This is a genomic window from Pseudomonas sp. MWU12-2319 (assembly GCF_023242525.1).
Taxonomy (GTDB): Bacteria; Pseudomonadota; Gammaproteobacteria; order Pseudomonadales; family Pseudomonadaceae; genus Aquipseudomonas; species Aquipseudomonas gingeri_D.
In genome coordinates this window covers 36,439-51,200 of the sequence record NZ_JALJES010000010.1, presented here as the reverse complement: position 1 = coordinate 51,200, position 14,762 = coordinate 36,439, and the positions used below count along the sequence as shown (strand labels likewise).

The following is a 14,762-nucleotide window of genomic DNA, read 5'->3' as shown; positions in this document are numbered from 1 at the left end:
AACCCGGCAATTTCTCGTCGGATTGCCCTACAAACCGCTCTATCTCAAGCCATTCAGCCTATAGCATCAAAACTGAAACATTGGTAATTTGCGCCGCACGTGATTACCCCCAGAGTTCTAATAATGAAAAAAGTCATACTCAAGACCACACTTAGCCTTGCCGTTACCCTCGCCTCCAGCCCACTTTTCGCCAGTGGTATTGCCATCAACGAACAAAGCATCAGCGGGATGGGCACCGGTTATGCCGGTCGTTCTTCTTCCGCCGAAGATGCCAGCACCCTTTACGGTAACCCGGCCGGCATGTCGCTGCTCAAGCGCGACCAAGTCACTGCCGGTGTCGCGGTGCTGGATGCCAAGACCGATATCAAGAACACCAGCGGCGGTCGCCCGGGCGGCACCAACGACGGTGATATGGTCCCGTTCACGTCCGTACCCAATGCCTTCTTCGTCAAACAGCTGGGTAACGGCTGGGCAGTGGGTCTGGGGGCCTACGCGCCTTTCGGCCTGATCACCGATTATGAAAGCGGCTTTGCCGGCAGCAACTACGGCCAGAAGAGCCAGGTCAAGGTTGTGACCCTGCAACCGACGGTCAGCTACGCCATCAACGACGTGGTTTCCATCGGTTTCGGTCCGACCTTCAACCGTATCAACGGCGAGCTGAGCTCCACACTGCCGATCGGTAACGGCTTTGTCGACGTCAAGGGCGACGACACAGCGGTGGGCTACAACGTCGGCGTGATTGTCCAACCGACCGACACCACCCGCCTGGGCCTGACCTACCATTCCAAGGTCAGCTACTCGCTGGACGGCCACACCAGCGTCACCGGCCTCACGCCCTTTATTCCCAACGCCCGCTACAAGACCTCCCTGGATATCACCACGCCAGAGAACGTGGACTTCTCGATCACCCAGAAACTGGATGATCAGTGGACCGTCTATGGCGGTGCCACCTGGACCCGCTGGAGCCGCCTGCAAGACATCACCATCAACAACCAGGGTGTGACCGGCCCGCTCGCCGGCCAGCTCACCACCAGCACCGAACCGCAGAACTGGCATGACACCTGGGCCTCGGCCATTGGCGTGTCCTACCGGGTCAACAAGGAATGGGTCCTGCGCAGCGGCCTGTCGGTCGACCAGGCACCGACCAACAACACCGACCGTTCCGTGCGCATCCCAACGGGTGATCGCCGTGTTGTCAGCGTCGGTGCCGGCTACAGCCCAACCGACGACCTGACCATCGACCTCGCCGTCTCCTACCTCAAGGAAGAAGACGTCAACATCAACCTGAACAACCCGCAGAAAGGCTCCTACAGCGCCCAGTACCAAAACAGCGCATGGGGCTACGGCCTGGGCTTTACCTACAAGTTCTGATTCACGGCGAGCTTGAAGCGCTCGATTGTTGGCTAGAAGAACCTGCCGGGTCTGATGCAGGTTGATGAGAGCCCCCCACACCCTGCGAAGGTCAGCTTTCGCGGGGTGTTTTGTTTTCTCAAGCCGATCAAGGAGCTGATACCATTGATGCATTGACAAGCCGAGTAGGAAAATATGAATCGTCAAAAAAAGCTGAAGCAGTTATTCAAGGCCAACGCCAAAAAGGCCAGTGCCAAACTGGCACCCAAGAGCAAAAACACGTACATCAGTAAAGCTGACCGATTGAAACTGGCGGCTGAAGCCGGTCAGGACCCCATCATCTCCCCTGAAAGCTGATCGATAACGGGCATCACGGCATGCTCGGCAATCGCTCCAATCTGTCATCGACTAAAATCCACGGACCATTCCCCAATCGTGGAGACTCAAGATGACCGGCAAAAACACGATTTGTCTCTGGTACGACGGCACCGCCCTGGAGGCCGCGACGTTTTATGCCGAGACCTTCCCGGACAGCGCGGTGAGCGCCGTCCACCGTGCACCTGGCGACTATCCTTCGGGCAAACAGGGCGATGTCCTGACGGTCGAATTCAGCGTCATGGGCATCCCTTGTCTCGGGCTGAACGGCGGGCCGGTGTTCAAGCATAGCGAGGCGTTTTCGTTCCAGGTGGCGACCGACAATCAAGCCGAAACCGACCGCTTGTGGAACGCGATTGTCGGCAACGGCGGCGAGGAAAGCGCCTGCGGCTGGTGCAAGGACAAGTGGGGGCTGTCATGGCAGATCACCCCACGTGTATTGACGACGGCGATCTCCAGCCCTGATCGAGCGGCGGCCAAGCGGGCGTTCGAGGCCATGATGGGCATGAGAAAGATCGATATCGCGGTGATCGAGGCGGCGCTGAAGGGTTAAGCCGTACGGCTCGGGGCCGGGTGTTTGGATAGATTGGCAATCCGACTATGCTGAACGCTCCTGCCCCATCTGGAGCCCCTCATGACCGTCCGCCGTATCGTCGCCAACCTGACCAGCCAGCACCCCGCCGAAGCCGCAACCTTTTATAGCGAGCTGTTTGATATCGCCCCGGTGATGGACCACGGCTGGATCGTCACCCTGGCCTCCGACAGCCAGGCCCTCGCACAGCTGAGCATTGCCAGCGAAGGGGGTTCCGGCGCGCCGGTTCCGCAACTGTCCATCGAAGTGGACAACCTCGACGAGGTCTTCGAGCGGGCGCAACGTGCAGGTTATGAGATCCCCTACCCGCTGACCGTCGAACCTTGGGGCGTTCGACGCTTCTTCGTGCGTGATCCGCTGGGTACGTTGATCAATGTGTTGCAACACAGTGGCTGAACTTCATAGCATCCGGCGCAGCACCGGGTTGCCTCGGAACTGATGCCGCACCACTGCGGCCAGGTGCAATGCCAGCAGCGCGACCAGCATCGTGCAGAGCAGATGATGCAGTTGCTGAACCTCTGCCAGGGCTGGCACCGAGTGAAGCAACTGCGGCAATGGCATGATCCCAAGCAACAGCACGGGATGGTTCATCATCACCACACCGGTCAGCAGTACGCCACTTACGCAGAAATAGATCAGGGTGTGGGTCAGCTTGGCGATGCTTTTCTGCAGGTCTCGGGGGCCTGTCGGCTGTTCGGACGAGGCGCTCAGGTATAACCACAGGCGCCAGGCAAAGAGCGGAATAAACACCGTGGTTATTTGGGGATTGATGCTTTCCACCCACTGGCGAACGGGGTGATGCACGGGAAGCAAGGTCACACCAAAGCCGCTCAACGTAGCCCAGAGGATGACCAGCGCGGAGATCCAATGCAGGTAGATACGGGTGGTCGTATAGGGCTTGGGGGGTGATTGCAAGACGGGTTGGTCCATAAAATCGTGCGGCGCCCATTAGTCAGAAGGATTTGCATTTCTATTTGCAGTTCCACGGTACTATCCCGCTATGCACACTGCAAGGGTTTGGGCGCCCTACCCCCCGTGTTTGCGGGGTTTGGATGCTCTGCGTCAATGAAATCCCTTCGCCACAATCGGTAATACTCCCGGGCTTGTCGCTGTGAAGGCTGGGCACTAGCCTTTGAATGTCGCTGCTCATTCAGCGACCGGGCCTGGAAACCCGGCAAGAAATCAGGCGCTCGACGCCTCCATGGATTACGATTGCAGGCGTTTTTTTGTGCCCGCTTATCTGTGTCATGGCGGCTGTGCGCGGGAGACCTTCGGGTCTGCCGGGGTCCTGATTTCCCGGTTTCCAGCCTGCGTACAGCTGCCACCCTTCGCCTGGAGACTGTCAGTACCGATGCAAAACTGACCCACCGAAACAACCAGCTTATTGCTCCTGTCTGACGAACCTAAGACACGCAAAACCCGTCTTGATGTGCAGCTGTTGAACGGGTTCGACGCTCTCCTGAGTCCCGATTTTTTTAATAACGCCAAGCCCGCAGTAATGTTGGTCTCTGGTAAAGATGGGCAGGATGCCCGTTCTGGACTCACTCCAGAAGCCCGACTTCAGGATGTAAGTAGCCCCTTCCTGAGGCGTGAAGGAAAAAGGGATTTGACACACGCTATCCGCGAGTACTCGTCGGTACGTCAATACCAGCTCTTTGCCCACGGCTACCGGCGCTTCGATAAGACCGTCAGTGTTTGGCAATGGCGTGAAGCCCGCGTAACAACCTGATTCGTTGAAGGTCATGGCGTCCAGGGTGGTGCCATGTTCGTATGCAAGACGAACCGTCGCTGAAGGTTCGTCCGGCCGGGGGAAGAGATACTGCTGACCCTGAAGTAGTGAAGTACAACCGCTGAGCGCAACCGTTCCAGCTAACAGCGCATACCAGAAAAACTTGTTGTTCCCGTCCATCAACCGCTCCCTGATACCTTTTGAGCAAGCTTGCTCGTGATAGACGCCAACCAAGCTCAACGCACAGGATAGGCGACCATCTCCAACGGTTTGGACTTGGATTCGACCGTATAACGACCTATCTTCACCGAGGCCGAATCGCCGTTGGCCGGCCAGATGGCGTCGGCCTCTGTCTGAACCTCTTGCGTCGACAATTCTGGCGCGAGGGTTCGCAGCAACGCATAGGTCATGCAACGCATCAGCCGGAGCTGCTCCTTGGGTTGCATGAATTGCTCCCCTGTCGTCCATTGTGCTTTTACAACCCTTCCGTCTTCGTCCTTGGAAAACTTCATATCAACAGCGCCGTCCTGCACAAACATGGATTGCTGTGTCTGAGTGCCCGGTATCGAGTACGTCCCGGCACGAACATCCCTGCACGTGAAGTCCTCTTTAGCCCGCTCCTCCATGGCCTGTGACATTTCCCGAGGCGTTAATTCGAAAGACGGTGGCCTGACAAAGCCGCAGGTATAGACAAATTCGACCTTGTCGGGCCAACCCAGCCCGGCGTCATGCACCCGGTGAACGACCGCATCAAGGTAGCGCGGAGGATTGATGGAGCTGCACGTCAGTATCGCCCGGACCGTCTTGGTGACGGTGCCGTTGTGGTCGCTACTGACGGTGTAAGAGAAACTCGCCTGTTCGCCGAAGTCCTTTTTCAAGCCTTGGAGAATCTGCTTGTTTTGCTCGTCTGTGAGCATCGATGCCTGTGCCAGACGGAGACCATGGTAGAACCTTCCAAGCCTCGACCAATCGACATTGAGCCAGAGAGCAGCAGCCGACAACAGCAAAAGGATAATCAGTAAGGTACGCGTCCTGCGAGCCATAACGGGAAACTCTGAAGAGGTACGGCCTGTATTGGCCAATGGGTTTCGGGTGTGAACGGGGGTCCATAGCAGGGGCCGCATGCTACTAATTAGCCACTGCCGTATTCAAGGCAATTCTACTGATTGTGCTGGTCTGGATAGTGCAGCAATCCGACCTATGTTGAACGCCTATGCACCGCCTTGAGTCCGTCATGACCATCTTTCGTATAGTCGCCCACTTGCCCCCCCCCCGCCGAGGTCGCAGTCCTTCAAAATGCCTCCTCGCCACAATCGGTAATAATCCTGACCTTGTCGCGGTAGAGACCGAACACTAGTCTTCGGTAGTCGCCGCCTATTCGGCGACCGGGCTTGGAAACCCGAAGACATAGCGCACAGGCGCCCATCGGTTACAATTGCGGGCGTTTTTTCGTCCGCTTTTTTCAATGGCGGCTGTGCGCGGGAGGATTTCGGTCCTGCCGGGTCCTATGTCCCCGGTTTCCAACCTGCGTACAGCTGCCACCCCCTCGCTTGGAACGAACGTGGCTGCTCTCACTTAGACGTAGGAGCTTTACACATGCACGTACTCGCTTCGCTCGACCTTCATACATCGGACACCTGCGTAATTGCTGGAGGTGTCCAATGAGCGACCTTCCCCCCATTAAGACCCTCGGCGTCATTACCTTTGCCTCCTGCGGCGCAGGTAATCAGGAATTGTTCCGAGTCAATCCCGATATCCCGATCAAGGACGCCATGGAGCACGCCTCCAACCTGTTTTACTGTGCCAAACACTTGGCCTTGGATGCGGCCATGGAGAAAGATGGGGAGCGTTATGCCTGGGCGTCTCACTACCTTTGCGAAATGGGCAAGGCGGTAGTCGATGATCTAAACCAGAGGATATTGTCTGGTCAAAAGGCCTAGACTATGTAGCTACGGGCTGGCAGCAATTGCCGGCCCGCACAAAACGGTTGTTGGTGCAACCTCGCTCTAGGCGTCAAGTTGAATATGGAGCTGATTTCTGCAGTTTGGCATCAAACTGCTGCACCCTATCTTTCAGACGATAGCCATAGCGCGTGAATACCGGCTCTGGGTCATCGGGCTGACAGGCTCAATTCTCCTGAATTGTTCTATGATTTCCCATGCGGCCTGACTGACTGCACAACGATACACACGAGAATAATACACCGGAGAAAATTATGAGCACTTCGCTGTTCAGTAACACTCCGTCGATTACGGTGTTCGACAACCGCGGTCTGACCGTACGGAACATCTCGTACCACCGCCATCCCGACACCCCTGCGGTGACGGATGAACGCATTACCCGCCATCGCTACGATGCGCGTGGCTTTCTCACGCAAAGTGCCGACCCGCGCCTGTACGCCGCCGGTCTGGCGAACTTCAGCTGGCTCACGGACCTGGCCGGCAACGTGCTGCGCACGCAGAGCGTTGACGCCGGTACCACCATTATCCTGAACGACGCCGCCGGACGGCCGTTTATTACGGTCAGCAACATCCGCACCGCCGGTGATAGCACGGAAGACCACAGTCAAGCCGTCACCCGCACCTTTGAGTATGAGGGAGATGATATGCCAGGACGCCCGCTGTCTGTAGCCGAGGCAATGACAAACGGGATTACCCGTATTACGGAACGCTTCGTCTATGCCGGTAACTCGGACGCCGAGCAGGCCCTTAATCTGGCAGGGCAGTGTGTCAGTCACTACGACACATCCGGACTGATACAGACGGACAGTATTGCCCTGACCGGCATCCCACTCTCCATCACCCGCCACCTGCTGAAGGATGCCGATAACCCGGATACCGTGACCGACTGGCAGGGTGAGGATGCATCAGCCTGGAATGACCTGCTCGATGAAGAGGCATATATCACCCTGACCACCGCAGACGCCACCGGAGCGGTGCTGACCACCACTGATGCGCAAGGCAACGTGCAGCGGGCGGCATACGACGTGACGGGCATGCTCTGCCGAAGCTGGCTGACGTTGAAAGAGGGTACAGAGCAGGCCATCGTGACGTCGCTGACATACTCAGCCGCCGGGCAGAAGCTGCGCGAAGTGCACGGTAACGGGGTGATGACAACGTATACGTATGAGCCTGAAACACAGCGACTCACCGGTATAAAAACGGAACGCCCATCCGGGCACGCGGCCGGGGAAAAAGTGCTGCAGGACCTGAGCTATAACTATGACCCAGTGGGCAACGTGCTGAGGATGAGGAATGATGCGCAAGCCACCCGGTTCTGGCGTAACCAAAAAGTAGTGCCGGAGAGCACGTATGTCTATGACAGCCTGTACCAGTTGGTCTGCGCCACCGGGCGCGAGATGGCAAATGCCGCTCAGCAGGGTAGCAGCTTCCCCCCCGTCACCGTTCCCCTTCCCGCAGACAGCTCCGCATACACAAACTACACTCGCGCTTACACTTATGACGCAGCTGGCAACCTGGTGCAGATACGCCATAGCGCGCCGGCGACTAGTCATAATTACACTACAGACCTAACAATCAGCGACCGCAGCAACCGGGGCGTGCTGAGCACACTGACCACAAATCCCTCAGACGTGGATACGCTGTTCATGGCGGGTGGGCAGCAGAAGCAACTGCAGCCGGGTCAACAGCTCAGTTGGACCCCGCGTAACGAACTGCTGAAGGTGACACCGGTGGTACGTGACGGCGACACAGACGACCGAGAAAGATACCGCTATAACGGCGACAGCCAGCGTATTCTTAAAGTCAGCGTGCATAAGACAGGCAGCAGTACGCGGACGCAGCGGGTGGTGTACCTGCCGGGGCTGGAGCTACGTACCACATCAGCTGGCGAAACGGAAAAAGGGAACCTCCAGGTTATCTGCGTGGGCGAGGCCGGTCACGCACAGGTACGGGTGCATCACTGGGAGAGCGGAAAGCCGGACGAAATCAGCAATGACCAGGTACGCTGGAGTTATGACAATCTCACCGGCAGTAGCGGGGTTGAGCTGGATGCTGTCGGAAATGTCATCAGCATGGAGGAATACTACCCCTACGGGGGCACGGCGGTGTGGACGGCCCGCAGTGCTGTGGAAGCGGATTACAAAACGGTGCGTTACTCGGGCAAGGAGCTTGATGCTACGGGGCTGTATTATTACGGTTATCGTTATTACCAGCCGTGGGCAGGACGCTGGCTGAGCGCGGACCCTGCCGAGACGGTGGATGGGCTGAACCTCTATCGCATGTGCAGGAACAGTCCTGTAACGTTTTGTGATATTGACGGCCGTCTACCTACTCATCCTGCATCGACGGAGCGCGCTGATATACTAAAGGCATGGGATTTTTCTCATTTGAGTATGCCAGAAAGCTCTGAACCTGAGCATTACAAATTTATTGTTCATATGGCACCTGTTGAGCATCTTATTAACCGCGAAGGGATCTTTTCGAACAATGCCAACGAAGAAATAAAAAGCTGGGATGCTATTTCGGCAAGTTTAATAACTGAAAATAAAAATTTTACGTATCGTGCTTTTGGCGCAATACTTGACGTACCTTATCAGAATATTCTTGCTGCTCACTCTGAAGATCTCATGATTGAACTTAATACTGGGAAAACTGATAGGACTGAAAACCTTACGAGAGTGTTCGACAAGACACAAGAAAGATCCTCCTTAGAAAAGTCGTTATCATATGTACGGAATGGCATGCTGGCTCGGGAAATACAAAATTACCAACGGAGGTTGTCTAAACCTGAAGAAATCCTCCAAAATACTTATAACGCTAGAAATGAAATAGTCGTTGCTACTCGCCCCTTTGTTAATATTACAGAAGGATTGCCAGCCACAGGAGAAGTGAAAATAAAAGGATATTTACTTATGACAGGCCAACACAATTCTTTTGCAATTAAATATCCGCCAAAAGATAGCGTTGAGCTAACCAGCCAAGATAACATCTTGCTGGAAAATACTTATGCCCATAGCATAGCACGAGATGCAGGGGTACCGTTTTACAGGCTAAATGGTCGCCCTGATATTTATGACTATATGAATTCAACTTCAATTAACATGTTGCGCCGTAATAATACATAGTTTCTGCAGCCAGGCGACACGCTGATTATCACTCGCGCCGATCGCCTGGCTGGCCACCCTGCGCATCCGGCGGTAACCTTCAGATTACCGCCCTCCTCCTGCGTTTCATCCACCGAGCAACACACCAGCACGTCAGGCATTGCTCATCCCCAAACAAAAAAGCCCCACAACCGAACCCGGTGCGGGGCAAAAAAATGGGTCGGTTGCGGCCAACCAAAGGAGCGCGATAAAAAGCGTTTACTCGCCGACGTCAGATGCAATCCTGAGCCGCACGTTCAAAACTCGAAGGCAGAAAGTTCGACGCCAGCAAATGCCGCTCGTAGACGAACACCTTGCCACCCGTCCCAGCCTTGTGGGCCTCCAGCACGTTGTCCGCCGAGACCTTGCTCGTCACCACGATCCGGTAGCTGCGCTGGGTCTGCGAGACGGTCGGGTTCAACGCGCTGTGCTGCAATTTCGGTACGACGCAGTCGGCGTATTGGGCTGGGGTCTTGCTGGTCTGCAAGGTCAGGGTCGGGTCGTTCGGCGCAGAGGCACAACCGGCCAGCAACAAAGAGCCCAAGGCCATGGCAAGCACAAATGAAGGGCGCATCAATCTCTTCCTGAAAATAAGCAATGTGTTCGATGGCGGCGATTTTCCGGTTATTGTCGACAAAGTAGAACTTGCGTTTCGTGATGGTGAGTATTACGTCTAGCAATAGTTGTCCGCCGTGCAGGCAGCGACACACCCCATCACCACAATAAAAGACTCATAAGGAGGTCTCCTTGAGAACATTCGACCTGATCCGCGACGCCGTTTTGCCCGATTTCCGTGAGCGGGTGGCCGATTACCTGGTCCAGTACGAATCCGTACTGCTGGCCGAAAGCCCGGCCGACCCCGAGCTTCTCCAGGCCACCGCCAATCAGTTGCGCGGCTATTTACGCGGCTTGAACACCACCCGGGTGCTGGGCATGGCGGAGTGGGAGGAGCTGGATCGGCGGGTAGTGAATACCTGGCTTTAGCGGCCGAGTATGAGTGGTGCCTCACCCGCACAAGGCCCACGGCCTCCTCCTGCATTGAGCAACGACAGACGATCAGCCCTTCCCGACCGCCTGTATACGCTCAACCACGCGACTGGCCAGGTCATCGGGGCGAAACTTGGCCAAAAAGTCGTCCGCCCCGACTTTCTTGATCATCGCCTGGTTGAAAATGCCGGATAAGGACGTGTGCAAAACAATATGCAGCTTCTGCAGCCGAGGATCATTTCTCACCTCCGCCGTCAGGGTGTAACCATCCATCTCCGGCATTTCTATATCGGAGATCATCATCAGCAGATCGTCCGCCGGCGACTTTCCCTCGTCGAGCATGCCATGCAGGTAGTCCAGGGCCTGGCGACCATCGTTGAGCGCTATCACCTTCACACCCACCGACTCCAGGCAGCGACTGACCTGCTTGCGGGCCACGACCGAGTCGTCCACCGTCAGTACCAGGAATTCGGGGGCCTTGGCATTGGTCTGGGCATCGATCACCCCCAGGGAGATGACTTCGCTGGTGGGCGCCACCTCGGACAACACCTTCTCGACATCAATGATTTCCACCAGCCGGTTATCGACCCGGGTCACGGCGGTCAGGTAATGATCGGAGCCACTGCCCTTGGGTGGCGGATGAATGTCCTCCCAGTTCAGGTTCACAATATGCTCGACCGCCGAGACCAGAAAACCCTGGGTCTTGGTGTTGTACTCGGTAATGATCACAAACGCCGAGGCCATGTCCTGGACCCCAGGCAAACCGGTAGCCCGCGCCAGGTCCAGGATCGGAATGGAGGTGCCGCGAATATTGGCCACACCGCAGACCACGGGGTGGGACTTGGGCATGATATGCAACGCCGGACAGGGCATGACCTCTCGCACCTTGAACACGTTGATGCCATAGAGTTGGTGTTCGTCGAAGCGGAACAACAGCAATTCGAGGCGATTCTGCCCCACCAGCTGGGTTCGACTGTTCACGGAATCCATCAGACCTGCCATCACCACCCCCTTGAGCATTCAATTGCCAATCCCCGCCAACACTGGTCGGGAGTGGTTGGATATCGTTGGTCCGTCACCTGCGCAGTGCTTCCGAAATGCGTAAACGCAATCAGGCGGATCGCGCAATAGAGGCCGTGAGCACTGACTGGCGTTAAAAAATCATCGCTGCATGCGTGCCCCTCCACCATCGGTGCATCCCTATTTTTGGGTAGGGATAACAGGACATAGGGTAGGAAATTCCCTAGAGCGTAGCTCGTCTGATCGTTCTCCGTCTGCAAGGGGCAATGCCATCACCGTTCGAACATGAAATTCCCGTCATCCACAAAAGCGTCATAAAGCCATCATGCAATATTGTTACAACCGCTGGCGTAGTTCCTCATTAAGAGCCCGACGCCGTGAACCTTCGTTTCGCCTTTCTCCGCAAGCCCTCCCAACGACCTGCCCTGCTGCGCCGCCTGAGTATCGGCAAGCGCCTGCTGGCCAGCTTCGGGCTCTGTGCCCTGTTGCTGGTCGCCCTGGGCGGGTTGTGCCTGACGGCCATGCAGCACATTCGCCATGACGGCGAGTTGATCGAGCAAGGACCGCTGTCGAGTATCGCCCAGGCCGACGCCATCGCCATCGACCTGGCCAAGATGCGCACTGAAGCCGCGCTGTTGCTGGTGTATGCCAACGACCCGGCCGAACTGACCAACCGCAAGATCAACCTGCAACAGCTCAGTGCCGAGGTGAGCCAGGGGTTTACCGAGTACCTGGCCAAGGTCCCGGAAGGCACCGAACGGGACTCGATCAAGTTGCTGCAGGACGCTGCGCAGCAATTCGTCACCCTGTTCAAGCAGGCCATCGACCTGGTCGAGCAGAAGAAAATGAGCGAGGCCACCAACCTGTCCAACAACGACCTGGCCAACCAGGGTTCGATGATGGACATGCAGGTGCAATTGCTCCGTGAGCTGAACAAGCAGACCACCGCGCAGGCCCTGGAAAACACCGCCAGCACCTTCAAGAAGGTCCAGCTGTTGCTACCGATTGTCATCGGCGTGGCGCTGGTGCTGATGCTGTTGCAGGCCTGGCGCCTGAGCGTGAGCATCACCCGGCCGCTGCGCCAGGCCTTGCAGGTGGCCAAGACCGTGGCCGCCGGCGATCTCAGTCAATTGGTGGTCGCCCATGGCCAGGACGAAGTGGCGCAACTGCTGCAGATGCTCGGGCATATGCGCGATCAACTGCACGCGGTGATCAATCAGATCGGTGGCGCCGTCGGCCGCTTGAACGCGGCCACCCAGGAGATGGGCGCGATCATGCATGACAGCGCCCAGGACCTGCACCAGCAATACGGCGAGATTGAACACGCCGCCACCGCCGTCACCCAGATGAGCCAGGTGGTGGAGGAAGTGGCGCGCAATGCGGTGGAGACCTCCAGCGAGTCCCGCAGCTCCAGCACCGCCGTGCGCGAAGGCCAGCAACAACTGGACGAGACCATGGCCGATATCGGCGTCCTCGCCGATCAGGTCGAACAGGCCAGTCTTCGCGCCCAGGCCTTGGCGGTGGAGACCCAGGGCATCAGCAAGGTGCTGGAGGTGATCCGCAGCGTCGCCGCCCAGACCAACCTGCTGGCGCTCAATGCGGCCATCGAGGCGGCGCGGGCCGGTGACGCGGGGCGCGGGTTTGCCGTGGTGGCCGATGAAGTGCGTGGCTTGGCGCAACGCACCGATGCGTCAACCCGGGAAATCGAAAAGATGATGGACGGTATTCATCAGGGCACCGGCGACACGGTCGTGGCCCTGGCCGAAAGCGCCGCCCAGGCCGGTCGCACACGTCAGCGGGCACAGGTGGCCAAGGATGTACTTGGGAGCATTTCCCGGTCGGTGGCCGGCATCGACGAGCGCAACCTGGTGATCGCCACCGCCGCCGAGCAGCAGGCCCAGGTGGCCCGTGAAGTGGACCATAACCTGGTACGCATCCGCGATCTGTCCATGCAGACCGCCAGCGGTGCGGCGCAAACCAGCAATGCCAGCCAGGAGCTGGGGCGTCTGGCAGTGGAGCTGGATGGGATGCTGGCGCGCTTTTCGCTGTAACAGGTGACGCCGCAGGTCAGGCAAGGCTCGGCGCAGGAGCATTTCGATACACGCGAAACCCGTTGGAGGGGATCGCTTATCGGGCTAATCTTGCTCCTTGCGCCGTCCTGAACCTCAACTGGAATCCTGCCGGGTGATCAAACCGTTATTGCTGCTACGTCGTCGTTTTGCCTCCCTGCGCTGGCGCACTCGCGTGACCCTCTGGGCTGCCGCGACCCTCGCCGGATTACTGGTGGTGCTGTTCGCCCGGCTGGCGGACCTTGCGCTGACACAATTTGCCCTGCACACCGCTGAACGCCCCTGGCTGCCCTTTCTCTACACGCCACTGGTTGGCATGCTGGTGGTGTGGATGACCACGCGCTTTTTTGTTGGAGCCCAGGGCAGTGGCATTCCCCAGGTGATCGCCGCCACCCGCCTGGCCCACAAGGGCGCGCCGGTCAACCACTTGGTGTCGTTGCGTATCGCCTTCGCCAAGATAGGCCTTGGCACATTGGCGCTGACCGGCGGCTTTTCCGCGGGACGCGAAGGCCCCTCGGTCCAGGTCGCCGCTTCGATCATGCATTTCTTTCATCGCTACCTGCCCAATGCACGCATTATCCGTAGCGAAGACCTGATCCTCGCCGGCGGCGCGGCGGGCATCGCCGCCGCGTTCAATACGCCCCTCGCCGGCGTCGCGTTTGCCGTGGAGGAGCTGGGACGCAAGCTGGAAACCAGAACCAGTGGCGTGCTGCTCAGCACCATCATCCTGTCGGGCATGGTCGCCATCGCCTTGCAGGGTAACTACAACTATTTCGGTCACTTCAACGTTCAAGAGATCACACTCAATATCGCTATTGCGGCGCTGGCGACCGGTGTCGGCTGTGGGTTGCTGGGTGGTTTGTTCAGCCGCATGCTGCTGTGGCCCCAGCGCCATCGTCATTTCATCATCTGGGAGTGGCGCCGCACGCACCCGGTCTGGTTCGCAGGCGTCTGCGGGCTGCTGGTGGCGGTCCTCGGTTGGTTGAGTGGCGGGATGTCATTTGGCAGCGGTTACGGCATCACCACCCATATCATTGCCTCCGATACCGGCCTGCCTTGGCACGCGCCTGTCACGCGCTTTCTCGCCACCCTCGTGACTTATTTTTCCGGTATTCCCGGCGGTATTTTTGCCCCGTCCCTGGCGGTCGGCGCCGCCGTGGGAGCCAATGCCGCCGACTTTTTCGGCCTGGCCGCGCAGCCGATGATTGCCCTGTGCATGGTGGGTTTCCTGGCCGCCGTGACCCAGTCCCCCATCACTTCCGCGATCATTGTGATGGAGATGATCGACAGCCATGGGATGGTGATCAGCCTCATGGCCGTCGCGCTGATTGCCAAGGCGGTCAGTTCACGGATGAGCCCCGAGCTGTACCAGCAGATGGCCCGGGGGTTTCTTCAGTCTTCGGACGATGGCAGCGCCTCTAAAAAAGAAACCCCATAACCCAGGGCTGGGTCGCGACGAGCCAGCAGGCCTCCATCGAGTCGTGTGGCACAGGGGATTTGCATCTCGCCCATCAGGTTCATATCATCGCGCTGGGT

The 14,762-nt window shown here is 57.8% G+C and carries 14 protein-coding genes; 9 read left to right on the top strand and 5 right to left on the bottom strand.

Going from position 1 to position 14,762, the window contains the following annotated elements:
* Window positions 1-123 precede the first annotated feature (123 nt).
* From M5C01_RS17290 to M5C01_RS17275, 4 genes are all read left to right on the top strand, one after another.
* Window positions 124-1,371, top strand: coding sequence for an outer membrane protein transport protein (locus M5C01_RS17290; RefSeq protein WP_152739639.1), 1,248 nt, complete (start codon window positions 124-126; stop codon window positions 1,369-1,371).
* 174 nt (window positions 1,372-1,545) lie between these two features.
* Window positions 1,546-1,707, top strand: a complete 162-nt coding sequence (locus tag M5C01_RS17285) for a DUF2986 domain-containing protein (protein ID WP_152739638.1) — start codon at window positions 1,546-1,548, stop codon at window positions 1,705-1,707.
* Window positions 1,708-1,798: 91 nt separating this feature from the next.
* Window positions 1,799-2,278, top strand: a complete 480-nt coding sequence (locus M5C01_RS17280) for a VOC family protein (protein WP_152739637.1) — start codon at window positions 1,799-1,801, stop codon at window positions 2,276-2,278.
* An 81-nt stretch (window positions 2,279-2,359) separates the two neighbouring features.
* Window positions 2,360-2,713, top strand: coding sequence for a VOC family protein (locus M5C01_RS17275; protein WP_152739636.1), 354 nt, complete (start codon window positions 2,360-2,362; stop codon window positions 2,711-2,713).
* Window positions 2,714-2,716: 3 nt separating this feature from the next.
* Here the strand turns inward: M5C01_RS17275 and M5C01_RS17270 are convergent, their stop codons facing one another.
* The 3 genes from M5C01_RS17270 to M5C01_RS17260 all read right to left on the bottom strand — a co-directional run bounded on the left by M5C01_RS17270 (window position 2,717) and on the right by M5C01_RS17260 (window position 5,089).
* A complete protein-coding gene (locus M5C01_RS17270; RefSeq protein WP_247263136.1) occupies window positions 2,717-3,232 on the bottom strand; it encodes a cytochrome b/b6 domain-containing protein in 516 nt (171 codons plus the stop codon).
* A 466-nt stretch (window positions 3,233-3,698) separates the two neighbouring features.
* Window positions 3,699-4,226 (bottom strand): hypothetical protein, encoded by a 528-nt coding sequence (locus M5C01_RS17265; protein ID WP_152739635.1) that lies wholly within the window; start codon window positions 4,224-4,226, stop codon window positions 3,699-3,701.
* Window positions 4,227-4,282: 56 nt separating this feature from the next.
* Window positions 4,283-5,089 (bottom strand): hypothetical protein, encoded by an 807-nt coding sequence (locus tag M5C01_RS17260; RefSeq protein ID WP_248764359.1) that lies wholly within the window; start codon window positions 5,087-5,089, stop codon window positions 4,283-4,285.
* A 618-nt stretch (window positions 5,090-5,707) separates the two neighbouring features.
* Here M5C01_RS17260 and M5C01_RS17255 point away from each other — a divergent pair.
* Window positions 5,708-5,986, top strand: a complete 279-nt coding sequence (locus M5C01_RS17255) for a DUF3077 domain-containing protein (RefSeq protein WP_152739633.1) — start codon at window positions 5,708-5,710, stop codon at window positions 5,984-5,986.
* A gap of 275 nt (window positions 5,987-6,261) precedes the next feature.
* Window positions 6,262-9,132 carry an RHS repeat domain-containing protein gene (locus tag M5C01_RS17250; protein ID WP_152739632.1) on the top strand — a complete coding sequence of 957 codons (2,871 nt, stop codon included), beginning with the start codon at window positions 6,262-6,264 and terminating at the stop codon, window positions 9,130-9,132.
* 250 nt (window positions 9,133-9,382) lie between these two features.
* Here the strand turns inward: M5C01_RS17250 and M5C01_RS17245 are convergent, their stop codons facing one another.
* Window positions 9,383-9,724, bottom strand: coding sequence for a hypothetical protein (locus M5C01_RS17245; protein WP_152739631.1), 342 nt, complete (start codon window positions 9,722-9,724; stop codon window positions 9,383-9,385).
* A gap of 173 nt (window positions 9,725-9,897) precedes the next feature.
* On the opposite strand from M5C01_RS17245, the gene M5C01_RS17240 reads away from it, so the two are divergent.
* Window positions 9,898-10,134: a hypothetical protein gene (locus tag M5C01_RS17240; RefSeq protein ID WP_103496201.1), complete on the top strand. Its 237-nt coding sequence runs from the start codon at window positions 9,898-9,900 to the stop codon at window positions 10,132-10,134.
* Between the two features lie 72 nt (window positions 10,135-10,206).
* On the opposite strand, the gene M5C01_RS17235 is transcribed toward M5C01_RS17240, so the two are convergent.
* A complete protein-coding gene (locus M5C01_RS17235) occupies window positions 10,207-11,139 on the bottom strand; it encodes a chemotaxis protein CheV (protein ID WP_152739630.1) in 933 nt (310 codons plus the stop codon).
* A gap of 395 nt (window positions 11,140-11,534) precedes the next feature.
* On the opposite strand from M5C01_RS17235, the gene M5C01_RS17230 reads away from it, so the two are divergent.
* Window positions 11,535-13,208, top strand: a complete 1,674-nt coding sequence (locus M5C01_RS17230; protein WP_178129857.1) for a methyl-accepting chemotaxis protein — start codon at window positions 11,535-11,537, stop codon at window positions 13,206-13,208.
* A gap of 133 nt (window positions 13,209-13,341) precedes the next feature.
* Window positions 13,342-14,664 (top strand): chloride channel protein, encoded by a 1,323-nt coding sequence (locus M5C01_RS17225; protein ID WP_178129856.1) that lies wholly within the window; start codon window positions 13,342-13,344, stop codon window positions 14,662-14,664.
* Window positions 14,665-14,762: the final 98 nt, after the last annotated feature.

Coding starts and splice junctions, on each gene's coding strand:
- M5C01_RS17290 (WP_152739639.1), top strand. CDS start 124: ATGAAAAAAGTCATACTCAAGACCACACTTAGCCTTGCCGTTACCCTC.
- M5C01_RS17285 (WP_152739638.1), top strand. CDS start 1,546: ATGAATCGTCAAAAAAAGCTGAAGCAGTTATTCAAGGCCAACGCCAAA.
- M5C01_RS17280 (WP_152739637.1), top strand. CDS start 1,799: ATGACCGGCAAAAACACGATTTGTCTCTGGTACGACGGCACCGCCCTG.
- M5C01_RS17275 (WP_152739636.1), top strand. CDS start 2,360: ATGACCGTCCGCCGTATCGTCGCCAACCTGACCAGCCAGCACCCCGCC.
- M5C01_RS17265 (WP_152739635.1), bottom strand. CDS start 4,226: ATGGACGGGAACAACAAGTTTTTCTGGTATGCGCTGTTAGCTGGAACG.
- M5C01_RS17260 (WP_248764359.1), bottom strand. CDS start 5,089: ATGGCTCGCAGGACGCGTACCTTACTGATTATCCTTTTGCTGTTGTCG.
- M5C01_RS17255 (WP_152739633.1), top strand. CDS start 5,708: ATGAGCGACCTTCCCCCCATTAAGACCCTCGGCGTCATTACCTTTGCC.
- M5C01_RS17250 (WP_152739632.1), top strand. CDS start 6,262: ATGAGCACTTCGCTGTTCAGTAACACTCCGTCGATTACGGTGTTCGAC.
- M5C01_RS17245 (WP_152739631.1), bottom strand. CDS start 9,724: ATGCGCCCTTCATTTGTGCTTGCCATGGCCTTGGGCTCTTTGTTGCTG.
- M5C01_RS17235 (WP_152739630.1), bottom strand. CDS start 11,139: ATGGCAGGTCTGATGGATTCCGTGAACAGTCGAACCCAGCTGGTGGGG.